Raw genomic sequence first — 13,412 nt, 5'->3', positions numbered from 1 at the left:
CTGCTGAGTCCTCGGTCCGGCGCGCTCCGGCCGACGGCTCAGAAGCCGCCGGTCTGCTCGTCCCTGCGGCGCTGCCAGCGCTGCTCGACCCGGTCCATCATCCCGGCCTTGCGGCGGGCGGCGGCGGCCGCAGCGGGCCCGGCCCCCTGGGCCGCCGGCCCGCGGCGCCAGCCGGTCACGGCGAACACCGCGCACCCGAGCATCACCAGGAAGCCCACGACGCTGACCCAGATCTGGTCCGGGACGACCATCCCGCCCATCAACAGGCCGATCCCCACCACGAAGCCGGCGACGGCCAGGTAGACCCGACGACGGGTGTAGGTGCGCAGCCCGGTTCCCTCAAGCGCCGACGCGAATTTGGGATCTTCGGCATACAGCGCTCGCTCCATCTGGTCGAGCAGTCGCTGCTCGTGCTCCGAGAGCGGCACGGAGTCCTCCTACTCGTCGGTCGCGGATGCGACCGGTCCGCCCACCCCGGTCGGGGAGGCAAAGTCCAATCAGCCTTGGGGCACACGGTCGGACTCCTGTGCGGGAGGCCCCGGCCCGTGTCGTCCATATGCCCCACGCGTCCGGCTGTCATGCTTTCCGGCTTTACCCAGATCATACGGTCCGTGAGCCCGTTACGGGGTGGTCTGCGCCGCGTGGGACGGGCCACTTCGAGCGGGCACGGCCGCACCGGTGTCAACGCGCCACGCCACGGACAAGTGCCCGATCGGATGGAATGGGTCCGGACCTGGGGAGCTTCCCCTGCGGAGAGCGAAAACCGGCTGGTCGGCCGGGCCGGTGACCGGCCGGCGTCCGGGACGCGAACCGCCGCCGTCCGGTGTGCGAACCGTACGGCGGCGGAAGGATGCACAAAGGCCTCGCGGAGGCCTCGCGGAGGCGTCGGGGCGGGCGGCTCAGGCCAGGGTGGCCAGCAGGTGCAGCTGGGTGGCCACGGCGTGGAAGGCGGGCTGCGCGGCGGCGGCCTCCTCCAGCTTCAGCAGCGCCTCCAGCGCGCCCGGCTCGGTGTCCACCAGGACGCCGGGGACAAGGTCGGCGAAGACCCGCACGCCGTGCACCGACTCCACCCGCAGGCCCGCAGCCTCGGCCAGTCGGCCGAGCTCCTCGCCGGTGAAGCGGCGCGGCATCGGGTCCTGCTCGCCCCAACGGCCGTCGACGGCGGAGAGCACCGTCCGGGCCTCGTTGAAGTGGCCGGCCAGGGCGCGGGCCAGCACGGCGCCGTTGCGGTTGGCGGCCAGCAGGCTGACCAGGCCGCCCTTGCGCAGGGTGCCGGCCAGGCTGCCGAGCGACTCGGCCGGGTCGTCGACGACCTCCAGCACGCCGTGGCAGAGCACCGCGTCGACGCTGCCGGGGGCGACCAGCTCGGGCAGCGTCTGGGTGTCGCCCTGGACGGCCCGCACCAGGTCCGTCACGCCGGCCTCGGCGGCCCGGCGCTCCAGGGCGAACAGGGCGTCCGGGCTCGGGTCGACGACCGTGACGCGGTGGCCGAGCTTGGCCACCGGCACGGCGAAGTTGCCGGTGCCGCCGCCGGTGTCGACCACGTCGAGCACCGGCTGGTCCAGCTCGGCCGCCCGCTTCTCCAGGGCGGCCCGCACCACCTCCCACACCACGGCGGTACGCAGGGCGCTGCGGGGACGCGTCGGGTACAAGGCGGGGCTCCTTGGCACGTGCAGTTCGATCAGGATGCCTCCACCTTAAGCCTGCCGGGTGGCCGGTCCGCCCGCGCCGGGCGGCTCGTCGCCGTCCAGCGGCAGCCGCGGCGCGGGCGGGACCGCCCGCAGGCCCAGCAGCCGCTCGACCAGGCGCAGGAACAGGGCGGAGTTGCGGATCAGGTCGTCGGCGTCGCGGGCGGACGCGGCGCCCCGGATCCCGGCCTCGGCGGCGGCCCGGCGGCGCGCCCCGGCACCGTAGTAGACCGCCCACTCGGCGAGCTCCGGGGCCATCTCGGGCAGCACCTCCCAGGCGCTGCGGATGGCCTTGCGCCGCCGCGGGCTCTTCTCCGGGCGGCCGCGCACCGCCAGGACGGCCGCCACCGTGCGCAGCGCGGCCAGGTGGGCGGTGGCGTAGCGCTCCAGCGGGTCCTCCAGGGCGCGGGCCCGGGCGAGGGTGCGGTGCGCGTCGGCGAGCAGGTCGAGGGCGGCCGGCGGCGCGGCGGCGCGGCGCGGCACGGGGTGGACGTCCCCTCCGGCGGGCCGGGCGGCGGACGGCCCTGGGGGCTGTGGCAGGGCGGCGGGGTGGAGGCGGGCGGTGACGGGCTCAGGGTGGCTGACGGTCATGGTCTCCCCCGTTCCGAGGCAGCGCGCGGACCGGGTGGTCCGTGCCCTGCCATCGTGACCGGCACCACTGACACTGACCGTGCCGACCGGGGTGCTCCGGGGACCGGCGGGCCTCCGGAACGCCAAGCGGCGGCGGGCGCGGGCCCTCCCCGGTTCCGCGCCGCCGCCGTGTGCCGTCGCTCCGCCGTTCCCCCCATGGGCGGCGGTGGCGAACTCCCCCGCGGCCGGTCTCCCCCCGGCCCGCTCCGCCGCCCCGTGTCGGCGGTGCGGGGACCGTGACCAGCCCCGTGGCGGACCTCCGCCGCCGCCCCCTGACGCTCCCGCCGGGGGACGGACGGATCCGCCGCCCGCGTGGGCCGGCGCCCGACGCGCCGCCCTCCCGGGTGCCCCTACTCTCCCGTCTCCGCAGGTCGGAGGCCACCCGCTGACGTACTCAACCGCGGATCTGAGTATCCGTACTCAGTCCCCGCCCGGACCCGTCATCGACCCCCGCCGGTCACCCGCGGCGTCCCGGGTGCCGGTACGGTACGGCGGGGCCGGGCGGAACCGGCCCGGGTATCCGAGGAGGGGGAGGCCATGACGATCCTGCCGCTGATCTTCACCAGCGGACTGGCCAGCGGAATCAACGCCTACGCGGTGGTGCTGCTGCTCGGCCTGCTGGGCCGGTTCGCCGACGCGCAGTCGGTGCCGCACGCGCTGGAGCGCACGGACGTGCTGATCGCGGCCGCCGTGCTGTTCGCGGTGGAGGCGGTGGCCGACAAGATCCCGTACGTGGACAGCGTCTGGGACGTGGTCCACACCGTGATCCGGCCGATCGCCGGCGCCACCGTCGGCGTGCTGATCGCGAGCAACGACCCCGGCTCGCTCAGCGAGGTCGCGGCCGGCGCGATGGGCGGCACCACGGCGCTGCTCAGCCACCTGGTGAAGGCCTCGCTGCGGATGGCCGTCAACACCTCCCCCGAGCCGGCCAGCAACATCGTGGTCAGCATGGCGGAGGACCTCTCGGTGGCCGGCCTGGTCACCCTGGCGATCTTCCACCCCTGGCTGGCCGCCTCGATCGCCGCCGCGGTCCTGGCCGCCGGCCTGCTGCTGGTCTGGCTGGCGATCAGCCGGATCCGCGCCTTCCGGGCCCGCCGCCGCGAGCGCAGGGCCGCCCGGGCCGCGGACAACGCGTACGCACCGCAGTAGGGCCCGTCTTCAAACTCCCGCCTGCGGGGCGGCGTTGGGGCACGCACCTCGCCGTGTTGTCGTCAGTCGCCGATGTCCCCCAGCCTTCGGCCGGGAGGTACCCCCACCGCATGGACTCTCCCCCAGCCTTCGGCCGGGAGGTGCCCCCATCCTCCGCCTTGCGATGCACGCACCCCAACGCCGCCCCGCCCGCCCTCCGGGCGGACGACGGGAGTCTGAAGACGGGCCCTAGGATCAGTTGCCATGGCACGGATCGTCATCATCGGCGCAGGAATGAGCGGGCTCGCGGCGGCCTCCCGGCTGGCGACCCTCGGCCACCGGGTGACGGTCTGCGAGGCGGGCGGCACGTACGGGGGCATGGTCGGCCGGTACGAGCGGGACGGCTTCGCGTTCGACACCGGGCCCGGGCTGCTCGCCCTCCCGGCCGTCTACCGCGACCTGGCGCTGAAGACCGGCAAGGAGCCGCTGGAGCAGCTGGTCGGGCTGGCCCCGGTCGACCCGGAGAGCCGGCACCTGTTTCCCGACGGCACCTCCGTCACCCTGCCCAACGCGTCCCGCGGCGGCGTCAGCCAGGCCCTGGACGCGGCGTTCGGGGCCGGCTCCGGCGCCCGCTGGAGCGCGGTGATGAACCACGGCCGGACGGTCTGGGAGGCCACCCGCCGCCCGCTGCTGGAGGAACCGCTCCCGGCCGACCGGACGTTCCTGGGCACCGACCCGTACCCCGTCGGGGCGCGCCTCGGCCTGGCCCGGCTGCGCCGCCCGCACCCGTGGTCCCTGGAGCACGTCGCCGCGCGCGAGCTCGACGGCCACCCCGGGCTGAGCGCCCTGCTGTTCGAACCGGCCGTGCGGTACGGCTTCACCCCGGCCGAGGCGCCCGCCGGGGCGACCGTGCTGCCGTACATGGAGCAGTCCTTCGGCGTCTGGTACGTCCGGGGCGGCCTGCGGGCCCTCGCGGACGCGGTTTTCCGGCGCTGTGAGCTGCGCGGGGTCGGATTCCGCTTCGACACCCCGGTCACCCGGGTGGTCGTCGAGGGCGGTCGGGCGGCCGGGGTCGAGACGGCGGGCGGCCGGATCGACGCGGACGTGGTGGTCTCCGCGATGGACGCCGCCGCCTTCCACCGCCACGGCCTCGCCGCGTGGCCCGGGATGCCCCCCGAGGAGTGGGAGCCGCAGGAGGTGCCCGGCCGGTTCAGCGTGCTGCTCGCCCTGCGCGGGCCCCGGCCGGACGGCACCGCGCACCGCACGGTGGTGCACGCGGCCGACCCGGCCGACGAGGCGAACGCGCTGACCCTCGCGGTGCCGCCCTGCGAACGCCCCACCGTCCAGGTGCTGCGCCCGGACGACCCGGCGCTGCGCCCGGACGACGGGCACGAGAGCGTGGTGCTGACCGCGACCGTCCCGACCCAGGGCGACGTCGACTGGACCGCCCCGGGCGTCGCCGACCACTACGCCGACCGGCTGCTCGCCCACGTGGACGCGGCCGGCCTGGGCCTGCGCGAGCGGGTGCTGTGGCGGGTCGTGCGCACTCCGGAGGACACCCGCCGGGAGACCGGCGCGCTCGGCGGCGCGGTCGCCCGCCCGGTCCTGGCCGGCTCGTCGGGCTGGTGGCTGAAGCCGGCCAACGAGTCCCCCGTCCCCGGCCTCTACCTGGTCGGCGGCAATGCCCACCCCGGCGGCGGGCTCGCCCGCGTAGGCATGTCTGCCTGCATCACCGCCGGGCTGATCGGCCCGGCGTAGGCCCGGGAGGGCAGGCCAGCCGGCGGCCCCGGTCAGGTCGGGTCAGCCCTGTTGCCAGGTGTTCTGCTGCTGGTAGCCGTAGTTCTGGTCGTACATCGGCTGCTGCGGGATGCCCTGGGTGTGCTGGTCGTGCTCGGGCTGGGACTGCCACTGCTGCTGGTGCTGCTGGTACTGCTGCTGGGCGTTCGGATCCCAGGGCTGCTGGTGCTGCGGCTGCTGCTCGTAGCCCGCGTAGTGCTCCTGCTGCCCGCCCTGCTGGTGCTGGTAGGCGCCGTACGGGTCCTGCTGTTGCTGCGGGTAGCCGCCGTAGGACTGCTGGTCGTAGCCGAAGGCGGACTGCTGCTGGGTCTGCCACTGCTGCTGGTCGTAGCCGCCCTGGTAGGCGGCGGCGTACGGGTCCTGGTACTGCTGCTCCTGCGGCTGCTGATGCTCCTCGTAGTACGAGGGGGCGTAGATGCCGTCCTGGGCGAGCTCCTGCATCTCGAAGGCGGAGGTCTGCTCGACCTCCGGCGCCTCGTCGGGCACCGGCACGGCGGCCGGGGTCTCCTCGACGGCGCTGACCTCGCCGATCCGCTCCGCGGTGGCCGCGGCGGCCGCCACCGCGGCCGCGCCGCCGGTCAGGGCGCCGAGCAGCGGCACCTTGGCGAGCGGGCCGGGCAGGCTGCCGTCGGCTTTCCGCAGGGACCAGCCGTTGCGGTGGCCGCGCTTGACCGAGAGGGTGACGAAGGCCTGGCCGGCCGCGAACAGCGCCGCGCCGACCCCGATCACCACGACCGACCCGAGGCCCATCCCGGCGGCCACGCCCAGGAAGCCGGCCAGGGCCAGGACCCGCCAGTGCAGCGGCGCCCGGTTCTGCAGCAGCACCTCGGCGACCAGCCAGAGCGCCACCACCGCCAACGCGGCGTACAGCAGCAGGTATCCGATGCCCATCCGCCCGATACCTCCAGTCGCGTGCCCGCGCGTGTCCGCCGCGCGTGTCCGGCGACTGTACCGGTTCAACGGCCGGGGTACCGCATCGCGTTCCCGCCGCACGGGGCACCGGCCGCACACGACCGAGCCCGCCACCGTCGGGACGGTGACGGGCTCGTGAACACCCGGCGACAGGAGGCCCGTCGAGGGACGCGCGCCGCCGCTCAGCGCTGGTGCAGCCCCAGGTTCTGATAGATCTCCAGCGTCGCCGTCGAGTGGTTCAGCGTGATGAAGTGCAGGCCCGGCGCGCCCTCGTCGAGGAGGCGTTCGGCCATCGCCGTGGCGTGCTCGATGCCGATGGCCCGCAGCGCCGCCGGGTCGTCGACGGCCGCCCGCAGGCGGGCCTCCAGGTCGGTGGGGAAGGGTGAGCCGCTGAGCTGCGGGAAGCGCTCCAGCTGCTTGGCGTTGGTCACCGGCATGATCTCCGGGATGATCGGCGTCTCGCAGCCCGCGGCCGTCACCCGGTCGCGCAGCCGCAGGTAGTCGTCCACCTCGAAGAACATCTGGGTGATCGCGTAGTCGGCCCCGGAGCGGATCTTCGCCACGAAGTGCCGGATGTCCTCGTCCCAGTCGGTCGAGCGCGGGTGCATGTTCGGCGATGCCGCGACGCCCACGCAGAAGTCGCCGATGCCCTTGATGAGCTCCACCAGCTCGTACGCGTAGGTGACGCCGTCGGGGTGCGAGACCCACTCGCCCATCGGGTCGCCGGGCGGGTCTCCCCGGACGGCGAGGACGTTGCGGACGCCCTGGTCGGCGTACTGGCCGATGATGTTGCGCAGTTCCGCGATCGAGTGGTCCACCGCGGTCAGGTGGGCGACCGGGGTGAGCGTGGTCTCGGTCGCGATCCGGCCGACCATGTTGACGGTGCGCTCGCGCGAGGAGCCGCCGGCGCCGTACGTCATGCAGACGAAGTTGGGGTCGAGCGGTTCGAGTCGACGGATGGCGTCCCAGAGCTTCTGCTCGCCGGCCTCCGTGCGCGGCGGCATGAACTCGAAGGAGAAGGAGCGCTTGCCGGCCGCCAGGAGTTCGCGCACCGTCAGTGCGCGATCCGTTCTCGTGGAAGCGATACCGAGTGCCATGCTGGCAGGCTATCGGGCCTTCGAGGCGGCCGGACAACCGCGTTCCACGGATTGAGACAATCGACGGACGGCGTTCCGGTCCGCCCGGGGCGACTGCGCGGCAGCTCCCGACCACCCCGGCGCGCTCCCTCGCACCACTCCCCCGGGGTCGCTCGCACACCCGTTCCCAGCTGCCCCGCTACGCTTGCTGCACCCCAGAGAACCAGCGGAGCCCCATCGTGACCTCGTCCAGCACCCGGCCGGCCAACCCCATTGACGTGGAGGACGTCCGGACACGCGTCAACGCCGCGCTCGCCGCGTTCATGGACGGCCAGTCCGCGTTGCTCGGCAGGATCTCCCCCCAGCTGCTCCCGGTCTCCGACGCGCTGCGCGACTTCCTGCTGGACGGCGGCAAGCGGCTGCGCCCGGCCTTCTGCTACTGGGGCTGGCGCGGCGCCGGCGGCCCGGCCGGCGGCGCGGCCGGCGACCCGATCGCCAACGCGGCCGCCGCCCTGGAACTGCTCCAGGCGAGCGCCCTGGTGCACGACGACCTGATGGACCGCAGCGACACCCGCCGCGGCCTGCCCTCGGTCCACCGCCGCTTCGAGGCGTTGCACCGCGACAGCGGCTGGCGCGGCGACCGCGAGCAGTACGGTGCCTCGGCCGCCGTCCTGCTCGGCGACCTGCTGCTGATCTGGTGCGACGAGCTGTTCCTGCGCTCGGGCCTGGAGCCGGCCGCGGTGCTGGCAGCCAAGCCGGTGTTCGACCTGATGCGCACCGAGGTCATGCTCGGGCAGTACCTGGACGTGCTGGAGCCGGTGGCCGGCGACTCGACGGACGCGGGCGCGCCGGACCGGGCGCGGACGGTGCTGCACTACAAGTCCGCGAAGTACACGATCGAGCGGCCGCTGCAGGTCGGCGCACTGCTGGCGGGCGCCGGGCCGGACCTGGTCGAGGCCCTCGGGGCGTTCGGGCTGCCGCTCGGCGAGGCCTTCCAGCTGCGGGACGACCTGCTCGGCGTCTTCGGGGATCCGGCCGTCACCGGCAAGCCGGCCGGCGACGACCTGCGCGAGGGCAAGCGCACCCTGCTGGTCGCGCACGCGATGCGGGGCCTGCCGGCCGCCGACGCCCGGCACCTGGACGAGCGGCTCGGCGCGCCGGACCTGGCGCCCGAGGAGGTGGCCCGGCTGCGCGAGCTGGTCGCCCGCAGCGGAGCACCCGAGCTGGTGGAGCACCGGATCGAGGAGCTGATGCGGCAGTCCCTGGCCGCGCTGGAGGCGGCGCCGCTGGCGGATGAGCGGGCCCGCGGGGTGCTGCTGGCCCTGGCCGAGGCCGCCACCGTCCGCAAGTACTGAGGGACGGCGGCGGCCCTGACCCTGCGGGCCGAAACCCGGCGGGGCCCGTAATCCGGCGGGGCCCCGCCCCGGCGTCAGACCGCGCGCACCCGGCGGGACAGCTCGGCGGCGGCCGCCCCGGGGTCGTCCGCGGCGGTGATCGCCCGGACCACGACGATCCGGCGGGCACCGGCGGCCAGGACCTCGTCCACGTTGCCGAGGTCGATCCCGCCGATGGCGAACCACGGCCGGTCGGTGTCCTGCTTCCCCGCGTACGAGACCAGGCCGAGGCCCGGCGCCGGGCGGCCCGGCTTGGTCGGCGTCGGCCAGACCGGGCCGGTGCAGAAGTAGTCCACCCCGGCCTCGGCGACCGCCGCGTCCACCTCGGACTCGGCGTGGCAGGACCGGCCGATCAGGACGTCCTCGCCCAGGATCGCCCGCGCGGCCGGCACCGGGAGGTCGTCCTGGCCGAGGTGCAGCACGTCCGGCCGGGCCGCGTGGGCGACGTCGGCGCGGTCGTTGACGGACAGCAGCCGACCGTGGCGGCGGCAGGCGTCCGCGAAGACCTCCAGGGCCGCCAGCTCCTGCTTGGCCTCCAGGCCCTTGTCGCGCAGCTGGACGATGTCCACGCCGCCCGCCAGCGCCGCGTCCAGGAACTCGGGCAGGTCGCCCTGCTCCCGCCGGGCGTCGGTGCACAGGTAGAGCCGGGCGTCGGCGAGCCGGGCGCGCGGGGTGTCCGCCGCCATCAGATCAGCATCGCCTGGGCGCGGCGCTTGACCTCGGTGCCGCGGTTCTCGCACAGCGCCTGGATCGGGCTGCCGGGCAGCGACGGGTCCTCGGTGAACAGCCACTCCAGGATCTCGACGTCGTTGTACCCGCAGTCGCGCAGGACGGTCAGGGTGCCGGACAGGTGCTTGACCAGCCCCGGACCGTCGATGAACGCCGCGGGCACCTGCAGCGACTTGTTCGGGCCCCGTCGGACGGCGATCAGGCCGCCGCTGCGCACCAGGTCCCGGACCTCGGTGACGCGGACGCCCCACTGCTCCGAGATGTCGGGCAGGTACATCCACTCGGGGACCAGGGCTTCAATCTTGCTTTCGATCTCACTCACTCCACCAGACTGCCACCTCGGAGGCCCGCCGCGCACCAAAGCCCCCGCCCGGGGGCCGCCGGAGCACCGCCGAAGCGTCCCGCAGGGCGCCGCCGCTAGGCGGTGGCCGACTTCAACGGCACCGCCGGGTCGGCCGCCCGGGCCGGGTCCAGCGCGGTGCCGCGCTCGATCAGCCGCCGCCCCTGGGTGAGGTCGCGCGGCCGGTCCACGGTCAGCAGGGCGCTCGGCACCCCGTCGCGCAGCCACAGCAGGGCCCAGGAGGCGTCCTGCGGGCTGCCGCGCCACAGCGGCTCGTCGCCCTCGGCGTGCCGGCCGGCGTACTGGACCATCCGCCCGAACTGCTCCGACCAGAAGTACGGCACCGGGTCGTACGGCGGCGCGTCCGTGCCGAGGACGGCCGCGGCGGCGGCCTCGCCGGACTGCAGCGCGTGGTCCCAGTGCTGGACGGCGAGCCGGGCACCGGCCCGGGCCGAGGGGTAGCTGACGCAGTCGCCGGCCGCGAAGACTCCGGGCAGGCCGGTGCGCAGGTGCCCGTCCACCACGACGGCGCCGGTCCCGTCCAGTTCGACGCCGGAGCCGGCCAGCCAGCCGGTCGCGGGCCGGGCGCCGATGCCGACCACCACCTCGTCGGCGGGCAGGTGCGAGCCGTCCGCCAGCAGCACCGCGCCGGGCTCGACGGCGGCCACGCCCACCCCGCAGCGCAGGTCGACGCCGGCCTCGGCGTACCAGGCGGCCATCGCCGAGCCGATCGGGGTCGGCAGCGCGCCGGGCAGCGGCGCCGGCCCCGCCTCGACCACGGTCACCTCGCAGTCCGCCTCGCGGGCGGCCGTGGACACCTCCGCGCCGATCCAGCCCGCGCCGACCAGCACCAGCCGCAGGCCGGGGCGGAGCAGCGCGCGCAGCGCCAGGGCGTCGTCCAGGGTGTGCAGCAGGTGCGCGCGCTCGGCGCCGGGCAGGGCGCGCGGAACGGCGCCGGTGGCGATCACCAGCGAGCCGTACGGCAGGTCGCCGCCGTCGGTGTGCAGCACGCCGGGGGTGAGGCCGGTGGCGCGGCGGCCGGTGAGCACCTCGATGCCGAGGTTCGCGTAGTCGATGTCCAGGGTGGTGGTGTCGCTCTTGCCGAGCAGGACGTCCTTGGAGAGCGGCGGCCGGTCGTACGGCGCGTGCGGCTCCTCGCCGAGCAGGACGATCCGCCCGCGCCAGCCGCCGTGCCGCAGCTTCAGGGCGCACTGCGCCCCGGCCAGCCCGGCCCCGACCACGACCACCTGATCCGTTCCGCTCAGTTCTGCCACGCCCGTCACTGTACTCAGCACCCGTGGAGCCCCCTGGCGGCCGCCCTCCCCGCCCGTCCCCCGGCCGTCCTGTCCACCCTTCGTACGGGCCTTCGGCCGGACCGGGCCCCGGCGTTATGGTGGGGACACCATCACGGGAGCCCGGCGAACCGGGCTGAGAGGCGGGCTGGCACGGCCCGCGACCGTACGAACCTGATCCGGGTCATACCGGCGAAGGGAGAAGAGCGGCTTTGACACGTTTGCCATCAGACGCGCACGCCGACGTCCTGGTGATCGGCGGGGGCATCATCGGCCTCGCCGTCGCCTGGCGGTCGGCTCAGCGCGGGCTGCGGACCACCGTGGTCGACCCCTCCCCGGGCGGCGGGGCGGGGTGGGTCGCGGCCGGGATGCTCGCCCCGGTCACCGAGCTGCAGTACGGCGAGGAGCCGCTGCTGCGCCTCGGCATGGCCTCGAACGAGCGCTACGCGGACTTCGCCGCCGAGCTCACCGAGGCGAGCGGCGGCGAGGACACCGGCTACCGCCGCTGCGGCACGGTCGCCGTCGCGCTGGACTCCGACGACCGCGAGGAACTGCGCGAGCTGCACGCCTTCCACCGGCGGCTCGGCCTGGAGTCGGCCTGGCTGACCGGCCGGGAGGCCCGCAGGCTGGAGCCGATGCTCGCCCCCGGGGTGCGCGGCGGCCTGCACGTCGCCGAGGACCACCAGGTGGACGGCCGCCGGATGCTCACGGCACTGCTGCTGGCCGGCGAGCGGGCGGGCGTGGTCGTGCACCGCGCCGAGGCCGTCGAGCTGCTGGTCGAGGACGGCCGGGCGGTCGGTGCCCGCCTGGGCACCGGGGCGAGCCTGGCCGCCGACCGGGTCGTCCTCGCCGCCGGGCCGCACAGCCACCGGCTGCCGGGCCTGCCCGAGGGCGTGCTGCCCGCGATCCGCCCGGTGAAGGGCCAGATCCTGCGGCTGCGCGTCCCCGACGCCTACCGGCCGTTCCTCTCCCGCAACGTCCGCGCGGTGGTGCGCGGCCGGCACCTGTACCTGGTGCCCCGGGAGAACGGCGAGCTGGTGATCGGCGCGACCACCGAGGAGCAGGGCTACGACACCACCGTCACCGCCGGCGGGGTGTACGAACTCCTGCGCGACGCCCACGATTTGGTGCCGGGCATCACCGAACTCCCGCTGGTGGAGACCTCGGCCGGCCTGCGCCCCGGCTCGCCCGACAACGCCCCGCTGCTCGGCCCGACGGCACTGCCGGGCCTGGTCGCCGCCACCGGCCACTACCGCAACGGCGTGCTGCTCACCCCGGTGACCGCCGACCTGGTCTCCGAGTACCTGGCCAGCGGCGAACTCCCCGAGCTGGCACAGCCGTTCACCCCCACCCGGTTCTCTCCCGACCGACCCTCCCCCGACCGCTCCACCACGAAGGCCCTGGCATGACCGAGATCGCACTGACCGTCAACGGCGAGCCCCGCGCGGTGCCCGCCTCGGCCACCCTCGCCGAGGTGGTCGCCACCGTGAGCCGGGCCAACTCCGGCGTCGCCGCCGCGCTCAACGAGGCCGTGGTGCCGCGCAGTTCGTGGTCCGATACGCCGTTGAACACCGGCGACCGGGTCGAGATCCTCACCGCCGTCCAGGGAGGCTGAGATGGCCGACGACCTGCTGACCATCGCCGGGGCGGGCTTCTCCTCCCGGCTGATCATGGGCACCGGCGGCGCGCCGAGCCTGGAGGTCCTGGAGCGCGCCCTGCTCGCCTCCGGCACCGAGCTGACCACCGTCGCGATGCGCCGGGTCGACACCACCACGCAGGGCTCCGTCCTGGACGTACTGACCCGCAACGGCATCCGGGTGCTGCCCAACACGGCCGGCTGCTTCACCGCCGGCGAGGCGGTGCTGACCGCCCGGCTGGCCCGCGAGGCGCTCGGCACCGACTGGGTGAAGCTGGAGGTGATCGCCGACGAGCGGACCCTCCTGCCGGACCCGATCGAGTTGCTGGACGCCGCCGAGACGCTGGTCGACGACGGCTTCACGGTGCTGCCGTACACCAACGACGACCCGGTGCTGGCCCGCAAGCTGGAGGACGTCGGCTGCGCCGCGATCATGCCGCTGGGCTCGCCGATCGGCTCCGGCCTCGGCATCCGCAACCCGCACAACTTCCAGCTGATCGTGGAGAGCGCGGGCGTCCCGGTGATCCTGGACGCGGGCGCCGGCACCGCCTCGGACGTCGCGCTGGCGATGGAGCTCGGCTGCTCCGCGGTGATGCTCGCCTCCGCGGTGACCCGGGCTCAGGACCCGGTGCTGATGGCCGAGGCGATGCGGCACGCCGCCGAGGCGGGCCGGCTCGCCCGGCGGGCCGGCCGCATCCCGCGCCGCTTCCACGCTGAGGCCTCCTCCGCGATGGCCGGCCGGGCCGACCTGGACACCCGGGAGCGGCCCGCCTTCTAGACGCCGGGCGCC

Annotated in this window: 14 protein-coding genes and 1 riboswitch; of the genes, 6 read left to right on the top strand and 8 right to left on the bottom strand. The window is 75.2% G+C overall.

Annotated features, from left to right (window positions below):
• Positions 1-38 precede the first annotated feature (38 nt).
• The 3 genes from AC0B61_RS20155 to AC0B61_RS20145 form a co-directional block, all read right to left on the bottom strand.
• A complete protein-coding gene (locus AC0B61_RS20155) occupies positions 39-428 on the bottom strand; it encodes a DUF3040 domain-containing protein (protein WP_471742062.1) in 390 nt (129 codons plus the stop codon).
• A 471-nt stretch (positions 429-899) separates the two neighbouring features.
• The gene (locus AC0B61_RS20150) at positions 900-1,652 is read right to left on the bottom strand and encodes a methyltransferase domain-containing protein (RefSeq protein ID WP_471742061.1); all 753 of its coding nucleotides are present in this window, start codon (positions 1,650-1,652) and stop codon (positions 900-902) included.
• Between the two features lie 45 nt (positions 1,653-1,697).
• Positions 1,698-2,279, bottom strand: coding sequence for an SAV_6107 family HEPN domain-containing protein (locus AC0B61_RS20145; protein WP_471742060.1), 582 nt, complete (start codon positions 2,277-2,279; stop codon positions 1,698-1,700).
• A gap of 576 nt (positions 2,280-2,855) precedes the next feature.
• Between AC0B61_RS20145 and AC0B61_RS20140 the strand changes: the two genes are divergently transcribed.
• Both AC0B61_RS20140 and AC0B61_RS20135 read left to right on the top strand, forming a co-directional pair.
• Positions 2,856-3,467: a DUF4126 domain-containing protein gene (locus AC0B61_RS20140; RefSeq protein WP_471742059.1), complete on the top strand. Its 612-nt coding sequence runs from the start codon at positions 2,856-2,858 to the stop codon at positions 3,465-3,467.
• 243 nt (positions 3,468-3,710) lie between these two features.
• The gene (locus AC0B61_RS20135; protein WP_471742058.1) at positions 3,711-5,204 is read left to right on the top strand and encodes a phytoene desaturase family protein; all 1,494 of its coding nucleotides are present in this window, start codon (positions 3,711-3,713) and stop codon (positions 5,202-5,204) included.
• Positions 5,205-5,246: 42 nt separating this feature from the next.
• Here the strand turns inward: AC0B61_RS20135 and AC0B61_RS20130 are convergent, their stop codons facing one another.
• Both AC0B61_RS20130 and metF read right to left on the bottom strand, forming a co-directional pair.
• Entirely contained in the window at positions 5,247-6,134 is an 888-nt protein-coding gene (locus AC0B61_RS20130; protein ID WP_471742057.1) for a hypothetical protein, read from the bottom strand.
• A 203-nt stretch (positions 6,135-6,337) separates the two neighbouring features.
• Positions 6,338-7,252 carry a methylenetetrahydrofolate reductase [NAD(P)H] gene (metF, locus tag AC0B61_RS20125; RefSeq protein WP_471742056.1) on the bottom strand — a complete coding sequence of 305 codons (915 nt, stop codon included), beginning with the start codon at positions 7,250-7,252 and terminating at the stop codon, positions 6,338-6,340.
• A 218-nt stretch (positions 7,253-7,470) separates the two neighbouring features.
• Here metF and AC0B61_RS20120 point away from each other — a divergent pair, with 218 nt between their 5' ends.
• The gene (locus AC0B61_RS20120; RefSeq protein ID WP_471742055.1) at positions 7,471-8,586 is read left to right on the top strand and encodes a polyprenyl synthetase family protein; all 1,116 of its coding nucleotides are present in this window, start codon (positions 7,471-7,473) and stop codon (positions 8,584-8,586) included.
• A gap of 74 nt (positions 8,587-8,660) precedes the next feature.
• On the opposite strand, the gene thiE is transcribed toward AC0B61_RS20120, so the two are convergent.
• The 3 genes from thiE to AC0B61_RS20105 form a co-directional block, all read right to left on the bottom strand.
• Positions 8,661-9,311, bottom strand: a complete 651-nt coding sequence (gene thiE / locus AC0B61_RS20115; protein ID WP_471742054.1) for a thiamine phosphate synthase — start codon at positions 9,309-9,311, stop codon at positions 8,661-8,663.
• On the bottom strand, positions 9,311-9,676 hold the full coding sequence (locus tag AC0B61_RS20110) for an Rv2175c family DNA-binding protein (RefSeq protein WP_471742053.1): 366 nt from the start codon (positions 9,674-9,676) through the stop codon (positions 9,311-9,313). Before AC0B61_RS20110 ends, thiE begins: the two co-directional genes overlap by 1 nt.
• A gap of 95 nt (positions 9,677-9,771) precedes the next feature.
• A complete protein-coding gene (locus AC0B61_RS20105) occupies positions 9,772-10,977 on the bottom strand; it encodes an NAD(P)/FAD-dependent oxidoreductase (protein ID WP_471742052.1) in 1,206 nt (401 codons plus the stop codon).
• A 114-nt stretch (positions 10,978-11,091) separates the two neighbouring features.
• Positions 11,092-11,204: riboswitch (TPP riboswitch) on the top strand.
• Between AC0B61_RS20105 and thiO the strand changes: the two genes are divergently transcribed.
• The 3 genes from thiO (at position 11,199) to AC0B61_RS20090 (ending at position 13,400) form a co-directional block, all read left to right on the top strand.
• Entirely contained in the window at positions 11,199-12,395 is a 1,197-nt protein-coding gene (thiO, locus tag AC0B61_RS20100) for a glycine oxidase ThiO (protein WP_471742051.1), read from the top strand. Its footprint overlaps the riboswitch before it by 6 nt.
• Positions 12,392-12,601 carry a sulfur carrier protein ThiS gene (thiS, locus tag AC0B61_RS20095; RefSeq protein ID WP_471742050.1) on the top strand — a complete coding sequence of 70 codons (210 nt, stop codon included), beginning with the start codon at positions 12,392-12,394 and terminating at the stop codon, positions 12,599-12,601. The genes thiO and thiS overlap by 4 nt, the downstream gene beginning before the upstream one ends.
• Before the next feature lies 1 nt (position 12,602).
• Positions 12,603-13,400 (top strand): thiazole synthase, encoded by a 798-nt coding sequence (locus AC0B61_RS20090; RefSeq protein WP_471742049.1) that lies wholly within the window; start codon positions 12,603-12,605, stop codon positions 13,398-13,400.
• Positions 13,401-13,412 lie beyond the last annotated feature (12 nt).

The sequence above is a fragment of the Kitasatospora sp. NPDC023385 genome (assembly GCF_055664045.1).
The sequence above is the reverse complement of the archived record's forward strand: the minus strand, read 5'-3'. Positions and strand labels throughout refer to the sequence as shown.

What these genes read in the sequence shown, in the direction of transcription:
- thiE (WP_471742054.1), bottom strand. Translation starts at nt 9,311, where the DNA reads ATGGCGGCGGACACCCCGCGCGCCCGGCTCGCCGACGCCCGGCTCTAC.
- AC0B61_RS20145 (WP_471742060.1), bottom strand. Translation starts at nt 2,279, where the DNA reads ATGACCGTCAGCCACCCTGAGCCCGTCACCGCCCGCCTCCACCCCGCC.
- AC0B61_RS20140 (WP_471742059.1), top strand. Translation starts at nt 2,856, where the DNA reads ATGACGATCCTGCCGCTGATCTTCACCAGCGGACTGGCCAGCGGAATC.
- AC0B61_RS20130 (WP_471742057.1), bottom strand. Translation starts at nt 6,134, where the DNA reads ATGGGCATCGGATACCTGCTGCTGTACGCCGCGTTGGCGGTGGTGGCG.
- AC0B61_RS20090 (WP_471742049.1), top strand. Translation starts at nt 12,603, where the DNA reads ATGGCCGACGACCTGCTGACCATCGCCGGGGCGGGCTTCTCCTCCCGG.
- metF (WP_471742056.1), bottom strand. Translation starts at nt 7,252, where the DNA reads ATGGCACTCGGTATCGCTTCCACGAGAACGGATCGCGCACTGACGGTG.
- thiS (WP_471742050.1), top strand. Translation starts at nt 12,392, where the DNA reads ATGACCGAGATCGCACTGACCGTCAACGGCGAGCCCCGCGCGGTGCCC.
- AC0B61_RS20135 (WP_471742058.1), top strand. Translation starts at nt 3,711, where the DNA reads ATGGCACGGATCGTCATCATCGGCGCAGGAATGAGCGGGCTCGCGGCG.